Here is a 15,511-nt window from a genome sequence, read left to right on the forward strand (position 1 = left end):
TTATGATTCATACTTAAAATGATTTGGAGCAAATAAAAATGGATATAGCAACATTAGGTGGGCAATTATTTGGTTACATACCTTTAGGAGATATTGTGCTTTACTTTACCCCATTTAATCTGTTCCTATTTGGTGGAGCACTCCTGTTTACATTTCTTATAGCTGTAAGTAATACAGAGACCCAGGTAGAAGCTAGATTTGGTTCTCTTGAAGATAGGGAAGTAAAAGTAGATAAAGATGAATTTAAAGTAAGGAGATTTCTTGCGATAATATGTGGTCTTGCAACTGCAGGTGCTATGATAACAGGAGACCTTTTCAACTTTACATTATTCGTTGCATTAATTGGTATAGTAAATATCGGATTGGTAGGCGCTGTTAAAATGGTGGATGTTTTAGATTCAGCATTCCAGTACGGTATAATTGCCATGATTGCATCCCTTCCTTTATTTGGAGGAGCAGCAACAATTTTAGCTGCAACAGGTACTTTAAGTTTGATAGAAATTTCTCACTTGAGTTTGGTGACACCAATGGTACAATTTGCATCGGTACTGCTCTTAATGGGTATTGCGGGTGAGACTGGTATAGCTCCATTTTATGCAACAAAAGCTGAAATGTTTAGAACTCCCGGTTCACCGTTTTTAGTTATAATACATTTAAGTTCATTACTTGTAATTGTAAGGGCAATTGAAATATTGCTGCTTATCAACAAACCATTTTAAAAGATTTATCAGGTGAAATAATGAATAAAATGAGTATAATAAGCTCAATAGTATTAATAATTTCTGTAGGGAGTATAATATACGCATTGATATTTAATCCTGCAGATTGGATAGTCTATGGAATTTCAATTATATTTATCCCATTGGGCGTACTCTCATTTGGACTAATAATCATGGCAAAAGCCAGAGAAGAAGAGAAAGAAGATAGAAGGAAGGAACCCTTCATCGGATATTAATAATCAATTTCAATCGGTGATCAGATGAATTTAATGGCAAATATCCTACTAAACGTCCTTATTGCATTCTTAATTGGAAGCTTGCTTCTAGGATTATACAGGAAAGTGGTGGCTAGAGTACAGACTAGGCCTGGCCCTCCAATAATCCAGTACCTTTTACATTTACTTAAATTTTATATTAAAGAATCATCATTTACTAAAACGGCTGCAATGCCTTTTTATCTAGGAATAGCTAGTATTATGATGGTTATATGGATAACTGCAGTAATAGTGGGGCCAGTGGTTCAAGGATCACTTTTAATCATATTTGCCGTATATGCTCTTCATAAAATAGTGGAACACAATGCCGGATCCTCTTCAGGCTCGCCGTATGGTAAATTAAGCTGTGTCAGGGCAGTATATTCAGCAGCAGCAGAAGTGCCTCTCTTCTCGGTCCTTGTTATTATTTACCTTAAAACAGGATCTATGGGAATTGCAGATATAATAAATTATCAGGCTGTTCATGGACCTTTGCTTTACAGTATACCACTAGCAGCCGCAATGTTTTTCGTGCTTATAGTATCAAAAGCGCAATATACTCCATTTTCAATAACTAAAGGAAAAGATATAGTATCGGGATATGAAACTGAACACTACGGATTACTACGAGGATATCTAATGATATCTGAGGCCCTTATGTGGTATATGTTACTATGGGTATTTTTAATAGTATTCTTTGGAGTATTAAGTCCTTTATGGCTTATAATAGGAATGATAATAATGACAGTAGGAATAGCGTTTATAAGTGCTACTACACCACTTTTAAACCCTAACCACTCTGTAGTACTGCAGATAATATTTGCAGCAATAGGAATTATAGGTTCAATATTACTCATGAATGTGATTTAGTTAATAAATAAAATATTTTCATAGGAGAATAAAAAAAAATGATGAAAGAACAGGATACGCTCTTCTTAATGGCTCTTGTTGGAGTAGGGGCCATAATAATGAGTATACTTGCTGTATTTGAACAGTGGATTATCGTAGCACCTTTAACAATTGCTGTAGTTATTCTGGCATTTCTTCTTCTATACCAGAATAGACACAAATTTGCTCATCTTGCAGAGTCTCTTGAAAAAGGAGCTTTTATTGTAGCCCTTATATTGTTTATATTATCATTTATATACCTTTATAAACCTGCCTGACTGGTGATATCATGGATTTAATAATTTATCTTATATATATACTTTCATTTGTAATTGGGATGATTGTAGGGCTTTTACTTAGTTATAAAAAGTATACTGAACCTTTCGTTAGCAAAAATATTGATCTGGTGGCCCTTGTAATCTCAATTATAGGATGGATATTGTTCTTAAATAGTCAATTTATTGCGCTAATTCCACAATATATTTCGATTACAGTAGGTCTGTTCTTTGTGGCTACTGTACTTGGAATGAGACCTGGATATGGAAGATATGAATTAGCAATTGGATTTATAGTATCTGGCCTAATTTGGCTTGTAGGGATGGTCCTTTTATGAATAGTGATTTAAAAGAAAAAAGTGAATCATTAATGGAACTGATGAAAGGGAGAATATTAAACAGTTACAGATGGCAGGAAGATATAATAAAGCCATTTTCAAAGGAAATGGGTATTACTCCCAAAGAATTAGAAAAAATTTTAATGAGACGATTAGACATGTCAAGCCTTGAAGCTTTACATCCGCGCTTTGAATCGTCTAGATATAGTTGTATACTTAATAAAATACATTCAGACCTGCAAATTTGCTGGCTTTCTGATGTAATGGAGATTATATCAAAGGAAGACGCTGATGCAATAAAAGATAAAATTGCAAAAGAAGTTATTAATGGTAAATCTTATGAAGATGCCATAGTTGATGGTAAAAAAGAATTGATTGAATATCTTATGAGGTAAAGAAATGTTAGATGCGCTTAAAGATATCGTAAGGAAAAGCTCTATTCACGCCTGTCTTATAAATACTGGGGGATGTAATGGGTGTGATATTGAAATAGTTGCCCTTTTATCTCCTCGTTATGATTTAGAACAGTATGGGATTTATTTCCACAATAATCCAAGAGAAGCTGATGTAATTTTAGTTACAGGACCAGTAGCAGAGCAGTGGAAAGAAAATCTACAACGACTTTATGCTAAAGCTCCAAACCCTAAGATAGTGGTTGCAATTGGAGCATGCCCACTTTCAGGAAACGTTTATAATCAGGAAGGTAGTGCAATATACCCTCCTCTTCACGATTTTATTCCAGTGGATGCATCAGTTCCAGGATGCCCACCAAGACCAACAGAAATATTAAAGGCCCTTCTGGCAGTTGGTCCCGATGCAATAGCAGCCAAAGGGAGGCAAAGTAAATGATAGTTCCTATAGGACCACTTCACCCTGCACTTAAAGAACCTCTGCGTTTAAAACTCCACACAAAGGGAGAAAGAGTTATAGGTGCTGAAATAGATTATGGTTATGTTTACAGAGGTATTGAAAAGGTTATGGAAGGAAAAACCTGGCAAAAATGTGTTTATTTATCAGAAAGGGTTTGTGGAATATGTTCATATGTACATACAATGACATTCACTGAAACATTTGAAAAGATTGCAGGTGCAGAACCTCCATTACGGGCTCAATTTTTAAGGGTAATTGCCAATGAACTGGACAGAATACAAAGCCATCTACTTGCAAATTCAACATATTTCAACACAATTGAACATGAAACCCTATTTATGTACATGCTTTCCATGAGAGAACTTATAATGGATGCTATTGAACTTTTAACTGGTAACAGGGTTCACATGGCATGGAATGTCGTTGGAGGAGTGAGGTTAGATGCTAAAGAAGTTCATCTAAAAAGTATTCTGGATCTTTTAGATAAATTTGAGTCGCAGTATGCTAAATATCCTCAAATGTTTGAACACGGCCCACTTCTAGGTCTAAGATCTAGAGATGTGGGAGTTATATCTAAAGAAGATTCACTTAAAGCAAGGACTGTAGGGCCCATAGCCAGAGCTTCATCCATAAAACATGATTGGAGATCAGATAAACCTGTATATAAGGACCATTTAGATTTCAATGTAATCTGGCGTGATGAAGGGGATAACTTCGCAAGAAATATGAACCGGTTTGATGAAGTTACAGAATCAGTAAAAATGATCAGGCAAGCTATAGAAAACCTTCCTGAAGGTAAGGTAAGGACTAAAGTAGATATACCTGCAGGATATGCAGATAACAGAAATGAAGCTCCAAGGGGAGAAGTAGCATACATGATAGAAACAAATGGTAATCTAATAAAGAACATCTCCATAAGGACTCCAAGTATAATGAATATCGATGCATGTGCTAGATACATGCTTAAAGATGTTGCAACAGTTGCAGACGCTGTTGCGACCTATGCAAGCGTAGATCCATGTGTCGCATGTACAGAAAGAGTTACAGTAATAAATGAAGAATCAGGTAAAGTTACAGAATTTGATGGAATACAAAATGTTAATTCAATTAAGTTGAAATAATTAATCGAGGTTAATTCACAATTAATTTAAAATAAAAGATGGTGTTTTATGTCTTCAGTAATATGGTATTTATACGAATTTGCAAGAAAAGGATGGGTTGAAAACTTTGTAGGGGCTGCAACAAACAGGGAAACTGTGGAAACACCTGACAGGTTTAGAGACTTTCCTGAAGTTATAAGGGAATTGTGTATTGCCTGCGGGGCATGTACGGCAGCATGTCCATCTCCAGCTGCTATAAAACTTGTAAGAACAAAAGACAAGGATGAGGAGAATGGGGAAGGTATAACCTATCCAGTTATAAATACAGACGCGTGTATTAGATGTGGTTTCTGTGCAGAAGTATGTCCCACAGATCCCAAAACACTTAGAACTGGTGAAAGTCATTTAATTCGTGAAGAATTCACAATACTGCCTGCAGAGAAGATGTTTGTTATTGATGATTATCTCTGTATCCGGTGCAAAAAATGTATGAAAGCCTGTAAAGTTGAAGGTGCCATTATTGAAGAAGACAATAAGATCATGATAGATCAATCTAAATGTGTAGCATGTGGTGACTGTGCCAAAACATGCCCAGTAAAAGGTTCCATTAAAGGGATATACATTTCTGATGTTGAAGGTCAAAAAGATGTAATTAATATGGTGGTACAGACCCTTGAAAATTTAATAGAGTCTAAACAGGATGAACTTAAAGATCTTCCACCTGAAAAAGCAGTGACCTTTGAAGTTCCATTTGAGGATATTCTGGAAAAAGCTCGTGAAATAATGCCTGATGAAGAGCGTATAAGGGATCTGGTTGAGAAAGTGACTGATAGATTAAAACTGAGAGTCATTACCTGGGACGATTCAAAATGTAAACAATGTAAACTGTGCATTGATGAATGTCCTACTGGTGCCATAACTTATGATAAAGAAAAAGGCGTTGTTAGAGATTCTGATAAATGTCTGAGATGCACCACATGTTATCAAACATGTCCATTTGGTGTTGCAGGCTTTTATGTTGCAAGATTTTTACTTACGCAGAGTGAAGTGAAAGGTGATGAAATTCTTGTGACTGTAAAACCAGCATTATTACCCGTGGGGGAATGATAAAATTCCTGAAACTAAAACTGATAAAAAATCATACAAACCACTTAGGGAAGTAGAAGTGGCATATGAAATAGATTCATCTAAATGTGAGCAGTGTATAGATAAACCTTGTCTTCAAGCTTGTCCTGTGGATGCAGTCCATGAAGTACCTCCAGATAAACACATAGAGATTGATGATAAATGTTTTGGATGTGTACTTTGTAGAGAAGCATGTCCATTTGATGCTATAAAGATGGAAACTACTTTAGCAGAAGCTGTAAGGGAAAATGTTCCTAACATTAACTCTAAATTGTGCAGAAGATGCGGGGCATGTGTAAATGCATGTAGAACTGGAGCAATTCAGCTTATATCTTCAGGTAGAGAAGAAGCTCACAGCGTAATTGATGAAGAAAAATGTGTTAAGTGCGGTTACTGTTCCAGAGTATGCCCTACAGAAGCCATAAAATATGGTGAAATTTTACCAAGGTCTGTAGCAGGTGGAAAAGGAGTAGTTGTAAATGAAAAGCAGTGTATTGGATGTATGACATGTACAAGGGTTTGTCCATCTAAAGGAGCTATAAATGTAGGTAAAATAAGTAAATTACCTTATATAAATCCTGCATATTGTGCAAGATGTGAAGAGTGTATGGATGTATGCCCGTCAACTGCAATTAGGTATTCTTCAAGAAAAAAAGCTTACGAAAAATTCGGTAAAATCAAAACAATGGAAATAGTTTCTGAACTTCTTGAAAAAGAAACAGCTAAACTTGCAAGGGATGCAGGTAAAGTAGATAATATCCTGAATAAAATTTCAAGGGATGTCAGCTTTGAACATACTGAAGATGAATTTGAAATTGATATAACCGATAAGTTAAAGGATGAAATCAGTGCTGCTATGGATGGCGCCCTCGAAATTGAGGATATAAAGGATGTAATTGAAAGTACAGTTCCAAAAAGGAATATAGCTGTGGTTGAAGAAAGCTGTATAGGATGCGGAGCGTGTATTGGTGTCTGTCCAGTTGAAGCAATTGAGCTTGAAATGCCTTCACCGGTTCATGTTGGTGAAGAGTGTATTTACTGTGGAAAATGTGTTGAAACATGTCCATTTGGGTCTATAGTCCTTAAAGAAGAATATTTTGATGCCCATGATAATAAAATATTCTTTGTTCGAAAGAATTTAGAAGGTCCAAGAACTGGAGAGATATCTATTGATAGTGAAACATGCCAGCTGTGTGGCGTATGTGTAAATAAGTGTCCTAAGGATGCAATGAGTATCGAAGAGGGTAAAGTAGTAGTAGATACTGAAAAATGTATAGTATGTGACACATGTGAAGTGACATGTCCGGTAGGTGCTGTAAAATTAAAAGCACCTTAATTCATATTATTTAAGGTCCTCTAGTTTGCAAAATTCCATTTTGTAGGTTTATGAAGCTACATTTTGTAATATTATCACAATCTGTCAAAATCTAAGATTTTCAACATCAAAAAGATGGTTTTTGTAGGATTTGATTGTGATGCCCACAAAAACTTTGAAAGGTTTTTGGAGGGTTTAATTTTTTTAATTGGAGGTTGAGGAAAATCGTAGCTTTCAAAAAACCGTAGGTTTTTTGATGTTTGCGGAATGTAATTCCGCAACCGTAAAAATTCAAAGAATTTTTACATGCCCCAAAATCGAAGATTTTGAGGGATTTTCCGAACCCAAATACGAAATATTTGGAGGTTGAAAAAAATCTCAATCGAAGATTGAGATTTTTTGAACCCCAAAATCGAAGATTTTGGAGGAAAAAAATTGGGCAGAAAAGTTTTTATTTCTGATTGTGAAGGCCCTATATCTATAAATGATAATGCATTTGAACTTGCAGGTATTTTTATCGAAGATGGGGAAAAATTTTTCACTATACTCAGTAAATATGATGATATTCTGGTTGATGAAGTTAAAAGAGAAGGATACTATGCTGGAGGAACTTTAAAATTAATTGTTCCTTTCTTAAAAGCATATGGCGCTACAAATCGTAGTATAGTAGATTTTTCCAGAGAAAATGTACTTCTCCTTCCTGGTGCAAAGGATACAATGCAATTTATAGATGGTATAATGCCTTCTTTTATTGTAAGTACGAGCTATGAACAGTATATTCAGGCTCTTTGTGATGTCATTAAATTCCCTTTTGAAAATACGTATTCAACTAACCTGGATATGGATGCATATTCAATTAATGAAGAAGATAAAGAAAAACTAATGGAATTTAGAACCACTGTAATGGCAAATCCAGACTTTGAAGTAATTGATAAAATATTTTGGGATGATATTCCTGAGATGGAAATCAGTAAAATCACAGAAAAAATAAAGCCTGTTGGTGGAGAAGGTAAAAAAGAAGCTGTTATGGATATTTTAGACAGGTTTAGCTTTGAAAATTCGGATGTCATGTATGTTGGGGACAGTATAACTGATGTTGAGCCTTTGAGATTTGCAAAAGAGCATGGAGGGCTTGCAATTTCATTTAATGGGAATGAATATGCTATAAAAGAAGCAGAAATTGCAATAATGGCTGACAACACTATTATAACATCAGTCGTCGCTGATTTATTTAATAGATTTGGAAAAGATGAAGTTATTAATTTCATTAAGTCATATATGGATAATACGGAAGATGCCATTAATAGTTATCCTGTAAATAAAAAACTTAAAGAAGCAATAAAACAGGTAAATCTCCCCAAAATCGCGATTGTGACCAGCGAAAATATTGAAGCACTCGTTGATGAAAGTAAGACATTTAGAAGATTAGTTAGGGGAGAATTGATAGGTGCATTAGGATAATGTATCAAATATTATTGAGTTGATAAAATGAACATGGAAAATACTTACTGTGAAGCATTTGATGGAATCTGCTGCAGGGTAATTGTAACAGCAGACAATAATGAAATCCTTCAAAGAGCAGCTTATGATGCAACAGCAACTCCTGGAACTGTTATTGGACGTGTTGAAGGAGGCATTGAAAGCTGGCTAAGCGCTGATGAGACTCCTGATGGGAGAAAAGGAGCAGTGCTTCAGATATGGTACCCAAAAGAGGATATCAAGAAATTCGAAGTGGAATTATCATATAGAATAAGGCAGGATATACTTGTAAAACCTTTTACTGCACTTTTCGATGCTTCAAAAAATCCTGCTGGAAAAATGGATATGATGAGGGATGTAGGTCACTGCGGTGATGGTTATGAATGGGAAGAAGAAAATTATGGGCGTAACATGATAGTTGTGCCTATAGCTATCCCTGATTTCCAGATAGAACGTGATGTAGGATACATGCGTGGAATTATGGGTGCAAATTTCTGGTACATGTGTAGTACTAAGGAAGCCGTAATGGAAGCTGGAAGGGAAGCATTGAATGCTATAGGTGAAGTTGAAGGTGCTATAACTCCTTTTGATATTTGTTCAGCGGCTTCTAAACCTGAAACAAATTATCCGTGGATAGGACCAACAACAAATCATCCTTACTGCCCTTCACTTAAAAAAACTCTTGAAGAAGAATCAATGGTTCCTAATAATGTTAAATATATTCCTGAGATCGTGATTAATGGTTTAAATATAGATATCACAAAAAAAGCTATGAAAGCAGGAATTGAAGCAGTAATGGATATTGATGGTGTTGTAAGTGTCTCTTCAGGAAATTATGGCGGTCAGTTAGGAGATCATAAGATATATTTAAATGAATTGTTTGAATAAATTTAAGCTAAAGGAGAATTTAATGAAGAAGTTTGATGTAGTGGGATTTGGCGCATTGAATGTTGATAAACTTTATAATGTGAATAAAATAACCTGCGAAGATGAAGAATCTTATATAACTGATTTCAACAGATCATGTGGTGGATCTGCTGCTAATACAGTTATAGGACTTTCAAAATTAGGCATGAAAACGGGATTTATAGGTAAAGTTTCTAAAGATTATGATGGAAAACTTTTACTTGAAAACCTCCAAAAAGAGGGTGTAGATACTGAAGGTATTATTATTTCAGAGGGTAGAAGTGGTAATGTTCTTGGATTTGTGGATAATGAGGGGCAAAGAGCGCTGTATGTAGATCCTGGGGTCAATGATTTAATTAAGCCTGATGAAGTTAAATTAGATTATTTGGAAAATTGTAGGATATTACATCTTGCATCCTTTGTAGGTGAATCTTTTAAGGCTCAAGAAAGTATTATAAATGAAATCTCCGAAGATATTATTGTAAGTCTAGATCCTGGAAGAATATATGCTGAAAGGGGCATTAACTATCTTAAAAATATTTTAAATAGAACAGATATTATTCTTACTAATGAAGAAGAATTAAAGTATTTAACTGGTAATAAATATAAAACATTTAAAGAGGGAGCTGAAGTTTTACTGGAGTCCAGTATAAATATTGTAGTAGTTAAAAGAGGAGATAAAAGTACTTATATTACAAATGGTGATGAAAGCTATTTCATAGAGCCATTTGATGTTAAATGTATTGATACAACAGGTGCAGGGGATGCATTTAACGCAGGATTTTTATATGGGTTTCTTAATAATAAGAACATTGAAGAATCATGTAAATTAGGGAATTTTATTGCTTCATGTTGTATAATGGAATCTGGGGCAATTAAAGGATTGCCAAAACTATCTGAATTGGATAAATTTGATAAAATAATTAACATATAAATTTCATCTACCTACCAAAGGTGTAATTATGGACATAACATTTAAAAAGGACAAGAATGTGCTAAAAGACGAAGTCATCCATAAGGCTATGGATCTAGAAGAAATTAAACCAGAGATTGAAAAATATAGGCTGAAGAGGAAATGTATAACTATTTCTCCAGAGTGTATAAGGTGCAATTTGTGCACTGAAGAATGCCCTGTAAGTGCTATATCTGAAGCAAAAGCAACTAAACCTGCTAAAGTACTTGATAACTGCGTAAACTGTGAAATATGCGCCCAAACTTGTCCTGTAAAGAGTATACATGTTATAGAAAGTACATCTGATGTTGAAGATGAAGAAGTAAAATATCGTCTTAAAGAATTAAAGGTACCTCATAGAACCCTTAAAATGAAAAATATTGAAGTAGCTGAAGATAAATGTATTTCCTGTGGAACTTGCGCTAAATTCTGTCCTACAGGTGCAGTAAATGCTGAAGATGGAAAACCAACTGTAATAGATAAATCAGCATGTGTCGGGTGTGGAGCATGTGTTAACGTATGTCCAGAAAATGCGATAAAGCTTGAAAGGGAATTAGGGCCAGTATTAAGAACAAAAGAACTCTCAATTGATAGAGAAGCGTGTGTTTCCTGTCAAGTATGTGAAGAGAATTGCCCTGTAGGTGCTATTAAACTTGAAGATGGCGAATTAGTATTTTCTGAAGATAAATGTATTTTATGTGAAGTGTGTTCTAGTAAATGTCCAGTGAGCGCATTAAAACTTGAGAGGTTGTCCAATGAAAGTTAAAGAAATTATGGATAAGGAATATATATACGTATCTCCGGATCAAGACATTGTTGAAGTATCATTACTAATGGAAAAGACAAAGAAATTTACAACACCTGTTGTAGATAGTGAAAAGAGGTTAATTGGATGGATAACCTCTCTTGAAGTTACAAAAGGGTTTAGAGAAAGTAAAAAGAAAGTATCTGACGTTATGCGTTCTAAAGAGGAAATTGTTAATGTCCATGAAAATGATCCAGCAAGGTTAGCTGTTTTAGAAACTACAAAGCACAAAGTAATAAGTATACCAGTTTTAAATGATGATGATGTTGTAGTTGGCGTTGTAAGGACATTTGACATAGTAGAAACGCTTTCACAGCTCTATGAAATTAAAGTTTATAAAATATTTGAAGCTATGGCAGATGAACTTAAGGGAGTAAGCTGGGATGAACTCATGGAAGCGTCTGCAATAGTTACTAGAAGGAGAACTGGCCAAAGAATTACACCAGAAGAGTATGAGAAAAATATTAGAGATGCTACCTTTGGTGAGGCTATCTGGGCAACTGGTGGCCTTGAAAAATTCTTTGTTGGTTTAATTGCTATTGGTGAGCTTGTAATTGCAAGAAAAGTTGCAAGAGCAAGACAATAATTTTTTTATTTTAATTTCAATATTTCCTTTTTTATAATCATCTAATGTTAGGAGTAGTGTCCACTTATTTTTTAAATTTTAAAATTGAAAAAAAGAGTTTTAAATATTATTAAAAAGGAGGGTTGAAAGTCCCTCCTATTGGTTTAAGAGTAAATTTACACCATGTTTGATGATTTAGTTATATTATCTGCAGCAATGATGATGGTGTTTATGATGTTTGTGCCATTTATGCCACTTATGCCATTTATTCCATTTGTGCCATTTATTCCATTTGTGCCATTTATTCCATTTGTTCCATTTATTCCATTTGTTCCATTTATATCCATGTCCGTAGTTAGTTCCGATTTGTCCATGGTTTGTGTTTCCATGGTTAGTTCCGATTTGTCCATGGTTTGTGTTTCCATGGTTAGTTCCGATTTGTCCGTGATTTGGCCCGTTATTGCTTGGTGCGGCTGCTACTACTCCAGAAAGACCTATTGCTACCATAAGAGCAAATAGGATTATTCCTAATTGTTTTTTCATATTTTAACCTCCACATATACATTTGTAATACAAAATTTTATATTTGTACTAAATAACTATATGGCCATTTAGTAATAAAAATATTACTATTATTATTACTACCTATTAGTTTTACTATCAAAAAATGTAATTAAATGAAGTTGTAATGATACATAGTTTCTCGAGAAAATTAAAAATAAATACGAAGGGAGAAATTTGCCTGAAATCTTATTTGTTATATGGTTATAATAATGAATTAATAGGGCATAAAATAGTTAATATTTGATTTTAGGTAACATAGTTTATTACATTCTTTTCAATACATAAAAAATCTATTATTTGAATTACTTTAAGATAAATAAGAAATTATTAACTGTTTTTTATTATTGAATTAAAATTAAAATGAAGAGAGCAAAAGAAATATTTTATTTAATTGTTAAGTTATGAATAAAAGATTTAAGATTTTAATTTTCTTTTCAATTAAAATAAGTTAAATATGTATGGTGAATGACATAACTGTTTAAACTTATAAATTTTAGAATTAAAATGTATATTTAAATTTGGGCATGTTAACAAATTTCTTATAACAATTTAGTCAAAATATTTGGTCATTTACTATAAATTTAGAGTTATATGCTGAGCGGAATCATCGGGTGATGAGATGTGCAATATAAACAAATTACCTGAAAATTACGTTTGATCTATATAATTAATTTATTATATTCCTGCGTTACTATCCAAATGTTATCAAATTTGAGCTTAACTTTCTACACAATTTATTTAAAGTTTTGTAGTAAATCATAAACTTTGCTAATGTTTAATTTGATATTTTAGGACTTAAACATACCAAATAGTAAAAGGAGGATTTAGTCCTCCTTATTTTTTATACTTTCACTTATAGATTTTGCAATATTATTTGTAATTTTTGATTTATCTAAAGTGAAAGACTTCAAGATGCTTATCTCCACCATCTGTGATGATGTCTCCACCACCATGGGTTGTAATGATGTCTCCACCATGGTCTGTAATGATGTCTCCACCACCAGGATCCGTGGCCTCCCATCCATTTACCCTGTCCACCTTGCCATTTCCCGTGTCCTTGCCATTGTCCTTGATCTACTGCTGCTGCTGCTCCAATGAAGCTCATAGAGACTACAAAAGCCATTATAAGAATAGCTAGTTCTTTTTTCATATTTTCACCTCCATACGCATGCATTGACACAAAATTTAAATTTTGTGTCTTGGGGTGACTTATGTTTTTTCAGTAATAAAAATATTGTTAAACTTCCTACTAATTAAAATAGGACAGTAGATTATTACTTTATTATTGTGGAGAACAAAAATTATAGAAAAAGCGTAAATAATCTTTCAGCACTACCTACTTTAAATCAATATGGGCTTAAAAAACGATTTGAATTACTTGATTATTACTTATAATATTAAATGAAAATCATTTCTAACTGAGTTTGGCAGTTGATAAAAATTAAGAATTCTTTAATAGTTTAATTATTTTAAAAACTTTTAATCTTAAGAAGAACTGAAAATTGAAAATATTTAAAATTTAATGGACCAAACGGGATCAGTGGGTAATTAATAAAGTTGTAATACAAGCTGATTACACTGAAAAGTCTCGTTTGGTCAATATGTAAATAGTTTAGTCCATATTATGTGTTAATATCTGAAATATTACTAAATTTGGACCGTACATCTATATTACAATATTTATTATGTAATTAATATGATAAAAAATTTATTATTAACATATGATCTAAAATCACGGAAATAAAATACATGATTTGAAGTTAAATTTTGATATTATTTGGGAGAACAATAAAATTTAAGTTAAATAAGGTCACTTTTAATTTAAAAAAATAGTTTTTAGTAGTTGCTAAATAAAAATTTGGAAGTGAAAATAATTATATTTTAGTAAATATTAATTTAAAATAATAAGGGGAGTAAATTGAAAGTTTAAAACCTGTAGAATCGCCAGTGCAATCAGCTTGTATTATATAATAACCATAATTATATTACGGCACTGACGATTCATTTTTCAACAGATTTTAACCTTGTCGAAGTTAATTAATAGTTTTTAGTAGTTTAAGTTTAATGAACGAATAGTTATTGCTCCCACACTGTTTGAATTACTGTTAACTATAACTGGATTAAATGTATTGGTATTTGTTATATTGTAAGTGTTAGTAGATGAGGAACTACTGGTTGCTACGTTGGTGTTGGCGTTTGTTAAATTGTTTGTGTTAGTAATGGTCGAAACTTGTGTTTGTGCTTGTGCCTGGTCCTGAGTTTGGTTTTGAACCGGACTTAATAATGATGCGTTAGGATCTAGCGTTAGGTTTATGTCTATTAGTTGTGCTGATGCTGCTCCAGTCATTCCTACTGCTGCGATGAACGTTAGTAATAAAATTAGCATTGGTCGTTTCAATTTTTCACCTCCTTCTTAAATAATTCATGCATTTTGATTAATGCAAGCCAATTAAATTAGTACAAATTATTGACTTAATATAATCGACTTGATTAATACTATCAACACTATTAGTATGTACTTACATTAATAAAAACTTTACTATTGATAATACTCATATTAATAATTTATCTAAAAAATAATGATTTAAAATAATCCTATTAGGGTTTAAATATAAATTTATTGAACAAAAATAAAAAAAATGTAATTAAATTAATTGATAGAGGGGAATCATCAGTTCAATCAGCTTGTACTATTATAACAACTATAATTAGTTACCCCTACTGACGATTCTATTCTATCAACTGGTTACTTGTCAAAATTTTAGAAGTTAAGATTATATGAACTGAGATTTATAGTGCCTACGCTGTTTGAGTTACTGAAAATCATAACTGGATTAAATGTGTTGTTGTTTGATATAATATTAGTATTGGTAGATGAAGAAGTACTGGTTGCTACGTTGGTGTTGGCGTTTGTTAAATTGTTTGTGTTAGTAATGGTCGAAACTTGTGTTTGTGCTTGTGCCTGGTCCTGAGTTTGGTTTTGGGTTGGATCTAATAATGATGCGTTAGGACCTAGTGTTAGGTTTATGTCTATTAGTTGTGCTGATGCTGCTCCAGTCATTCCTACTGCTGCGATGAACGTTAGTAATAAAATTAGCATTGGTCGTTTCAATTTTTCACCTCCTTCTTAAATAATTCATGCATTTTGATTAATGCAAGCCAATTAAATTAGTACAAATTATTGACTTAATTTAACCGACCTGATTAATACAATCAGCATTATTAGTATGTTAAAATAGTAATAAAAACTTTTCTATAAGTGATACTAATATTACATAATTCATATTAAAACAGATTTTAAAAATAATCTTATTCGATTTGACTAGAAATTTAAAATCTATTTAAAAGTTAAATCT

At 33.0% G+C, this 15,511-nt stretch carries 20 protein-coding genes; 16 read left to right on the forward strand and 4 right to left on the reverse strand.

What is annotated here, in order from left to right:
• Positions 1-38 precede the first annotated feature (38 nt).
• From AAGU07_RS00595 to AAGU07_RS00670, 16 genes are all read left to right on the forward strand, one after another.
• Positions 39-719, forward strand: a complete 681-nt coding sequence (locus AAGU07_RS00595) for a membrane protein (RefSeq protein WP_048082483.1) — start codon at positions 39-41, stop codon at positions 717-719.
• A gap of 20 nt (positions 720-739) precedes the next feature.
• Positions 740-955, forward strand: a complete 216-nt coding sequence (locus tag AAGU07_RS00600; RefSeq protein ID WP_048082484.1) for a hypothetical protein — start codon at positions 740-742, stop codon at positions 953-955.
• Positions 956-979: 24 nt separating this feature from the next.
• Positions 980-1,843 (forward strand): NADH-quinone oxidoreductase subunit H, encoded by an 864-nt coding sequence (locus AAGU07_RS00605; RefSeq protein WP_342457281.1) that lies wholly within the window; start codon positions 980-982, stop codon positions 1,841-1,843.
• Positions 1,844-1,881: 38 nt separating this feature from the next.
• Complete coding sequence (locus AAGU07_RS00610) at positions 1,882-2,139, forward strand: hydrogenase (protein ID WP_342457282.1); 258 nt, start codon at positions 1,882-1,884, stop codon at positions 2,137-2,139.
• A gap of 11 nt (positions 2,140-2,150) precedes the next feature.
• Positions 2,151-2,474: an energy-converting hydrogenase subunit EhaL family protein gene (locus AAGU07_RS00615; protein WP_342457283.1), complete on the forward strand. Its 324-nt coding sequence runs from the start codon at positions 2,151-2,153 to the stop codon at positions 2,472-2,474.
• Positions 2,471-2,869: a DUF1959 family protein gene (locus tag AAGU07_RS00620; protein ID WP_342457284.1), complete on the forward strand. Its 399-nt coding sequence runs from the start codon at positions 2,471-2,473 to the stop codon at positions 2,867-2,869. Before AAGU07_RS00615 ends, AAGU07_RS00620 begins: the two co-directional genes overlap by 4 nt.
• A gap of 4 nt (positions 2,870-2,873) precedes the next feature.
• Entirely contained in the window at positions 2,874-3,323 is a 450-nt protein-coding gene (locus AAGU07_RS00625; protein ID WP_342457285.1) for an NADH-quinone oxidoreductase subunit B family protein, read from the forward strand.
• Complete coding sequence (locus AAGU07_RS00630; RefSeq protein WP_342457286.1) at positions 3,320-4,465, forward strand: nickel-dependent hydrogenase large subunit; 1,146 nt, start codon at positions 3,320-3,322, stop codon at positions 4,463-4,465. Before AAGU07_RS00625 ends, AAGU07_RS00630 begins: the two co-directional genes overlap by 4 nt.
• Positions 4,466-4,513: 48 nt before the next feature.
• Positions 4,514-5,551 (forward strand): 4Fe-4S binding protein, encoded by a 1,038-nt coding sequence (locus AAGU07_RS00635; protein WP_342457287.1) that lies wholly within the window; start codon positions 4,514-4,516, stop codon positions 5,549-5,551.
• A gap of 58 nt (positions 5,552-5,609) precedes the next feature.
• Positions 5,610-6,905, forward strand: a complete 1,296-nt coding sequence (locus tag AAGU07_RS00640; RefSeq protein WP_342457288.1) for a 4Fe-4S binding protein — start codon at positions 5,610-5,612, stop codon at positions 6,903-6,905.
• 187 nt (positions 6,906-7,092) lie between these two features.
• A complete protein-coding gene (locus AAGU07_RS00645; RefSeq protein ID WP_342457289.1) occupies positions 7,093-7,254 on the forward strand; it encodes a hypothetical protein in 162 nt (53 codons plus the stop codon).
• A 65-nt stretch (positions 7,255-7,319) separates the two neighbouring features.
• Positions 7,320-8,345: a hypothetical protein gene (locus AAGU07_RS00650; RefSeq protein ID WP_342457290.1), complete on the forward strand. Its 1,026-nt coding sequence runs from the start codon at positions 7,320-7,322 to the stop codon at positions 8,343-8,345.
• Positions 8,346-8,372: 27 nt separating this feature from the next.
• Positions 8,373-9,251, forward strand: coding sequence for a formylmethanofuran--tetrahydromethanopterin N-formyltransferase (locus AAGU07_RS00655; RefSeq protein WP_342457291.1), 879 nt, complete (start codon positions 8,373-8,375; stop codon positions 9,249-9,251).
• 22 nt (positions 9,252-9,273) lie between these two features.
• Complete coding sequence (locus AAGU07_RS00660) at positions 9,274-10,203, forward strand: carbohydrate kinase family protein (protein ID WP_342457292.1); 930 nt, start codon at positions 9,274-9,276, stop codon at positions 10,201-10,203.
• A gap of 28 nt (positions 10,204-10,231) precedes the next feature.
• Positions 10,232-10,987: a 4Fe-4S binding protein gene (locus tag AAGU07_RS00665; RefSeq protein ID WP_342457293.1), complete on the forward strand. Its 756-nt coding sequence runs from the start codon at positions 10,232-10,234 to the stop codon at positions 10,985-10,987.
• Positions 10,977-11,612 carry a CBS domain-containing protein gene (locus AAGU07_RS00670; protein WP_048082497.1) on the forward strand — a complete coding sequence of 212 codons (636 nt, stop codon included), beginning with the start codon at positions 10,977-10,979 and terminating at the stop codon, positions 11,610-11,612. Before AAGU07_RS00665 ends, AAGU07_RS00670 begins: the two co-directional genes overlap by 11 nt.
• 183 nt (positions 11,613-11,795) lie before the next feature.
• On the opposite strand, the gene AAGU07_RS00675 is transcribed toward AAGU07_RS00670, so the two are convergent.
• The 4 genes from AAGU07_RS00675 to AAGU07_RS00690 all read right to left on the reverse strand — a co-directional run bounded on the left by AAGU07_RS00675 (position 11,796) and on the right by AAGU07_RS00690 (position 15,267).
• The gene (locus AAGU07_RS00675) at positions 11,796-12,134 is read right to left on the reverse strand and encodes a hypothetical protein (RefSeq protein WP_342457294.1); all 339 of its coding nucleotides are present in this window, start codon (positions 12,132-12,134) and stop codon (positions 11,796-11,798) included.
• A gap of 937 nt (positions 12,135-13,071) precedes the next feature.
• On the reverse strand, positions 13,072-13,305 hold the full coding sequence (locus AAGU07_RS00680; protein WP_342457295.1) for a hypothetical protein: 234 nt from the start codon (positions 13,303-13,305) through the stop codon (positions 13,072-13,074).
• Between the two features lie 897 nt (positions 13,306-14,202).
• Complete coding sequence (locus AAGU07_RS00685) at positions 14,203-14,553, reverse strand: hypothetical protein (RefSeq protein WP_342457296.1); 351 nt, start codon at positions 14,551-14,553, stop codon at positions 14,203-14,205.
• A 363-nt stretch (positions 14,554-14,916) separates the two neighbouring features.
• Positions 14,917-15,267: a hypothetical protein gene (locus AAGU07_RS00690; RefSeq protein ID WP_069584727.1), complete on the reverse strand. Its 351-nt coding sequence runs from the start codon at positions 15,265-15,267 to the stop codon at positions 14,917-14,919.
• Positions 15,268-15,511 lie beyond the last annotated feature (244 nt).

The organism is Methanobacterium sp., assembly GCF_038562635.1.
Taxonomy (GTDB): Archaea; Methanobacteriota; Methanobacteria; order Methanobacteriales; family Methanobacteriaceae; genus Methanobacterium_D.

Coding starts and splice junctions, on each gene's coding strand:
- AAGU07_RS00595 (WP_048082483.1), top strand. CDS start 39: ATGGATATAGCAACATTAGGTGGGCAATTATTTGGTTACATACCTTTA.
- AAGU07_RS00600 (WP_048082484.1), top strand. CDS start 740: ATGAATAAAATGAGTATAATAAGCTCAATAGTATTAATAATTTCTGTA.
- AAGU07_RS00605 (WP_342457281.1), top strand. CDS start 980: ATGAATTTAATGGCAAATATCCTACTAAACGTCCTTATTGCATTCTTA.
- AAGU07_RS00610 (WP_342457282.1), top strand. CDS start 1,882: ATGATGAAAGAACAGGATACGCTCTTCTTAATGGCTCTTGTTGGAGTA.
- AAGU07_RS00615 (WP_342457283.1), top strand. CDS start 2,151: ATGGATTTAATAATTTATCTTATATATATACTTTCATTTGTAATTGGG.
- AAGU07_RS00620 (WP_342457284.1), top strand. CDS start 2,471: ATGAATAGTGATTTAAAAGAAAAAAGTGAATCATTAATGGAACTGATG.
- AAGU07_RS00625 (WP_342457285.1), top strand. CDS start 2,874: ATGTTAGATGCGCTTAAAGATATCGTAAGGAAAAGCTCTATTCACGCC.
- AAGU07_RS00630 (WP_342457286.1), top strand. CDS start 3,320: ATGATAGTTCCTATAGGACCACTTCACCCTGCACTTAAAGAACCTCTG.
- AAGU07_RS00635 (WP_342457287.1), top strand. CDS start 4,514: ATGTCTTCAGTAATATGGTATTTATACGAATTTGCAAGAAAAGGATGG.
- AAGU07_RS00655 (WP_342457291.1), top strand. CDS start 8,373: ATGAACATGGAAAATACTTACTGTGAAGCATTTGATGGAATCTGCTGC.
- AAGU07_RS00660 (WP_342457292.1), top strand. CDS start 9,274: ATGAAGAAGTTTGATGTAGTGGGATTTGGCGCATTGAATGTTGATAAA.
- AAGU07_RS00665 (WP_342457293.1), top strand. CDS start 10,232: ATGGACATAACATTTAAAAAGGACAAGAATGTGCTAAAAGACGAAGTC.
- AAGU07_RS00670 (WP_048082497.1), top strand. CDS start 10,977: ATGAAAGTTAAAGAAATTATGGATAAGGAATATATATACGTATCTCCG.
- AAGU07_RS00675 (WP_342457294.1), bottom strand. CDS start 12,134: ATGAAAAAACAATTAGGAATAATCCTATTTGCTCTTATGGTAGCAATA.
- AAGU07_RS00680 (WP_342457295.1), bottom strand. CDS start 13,305: ATGAAAAAAGAACTAGCTATTCTTATAATGGCTTTTGTAGTCTCTATG.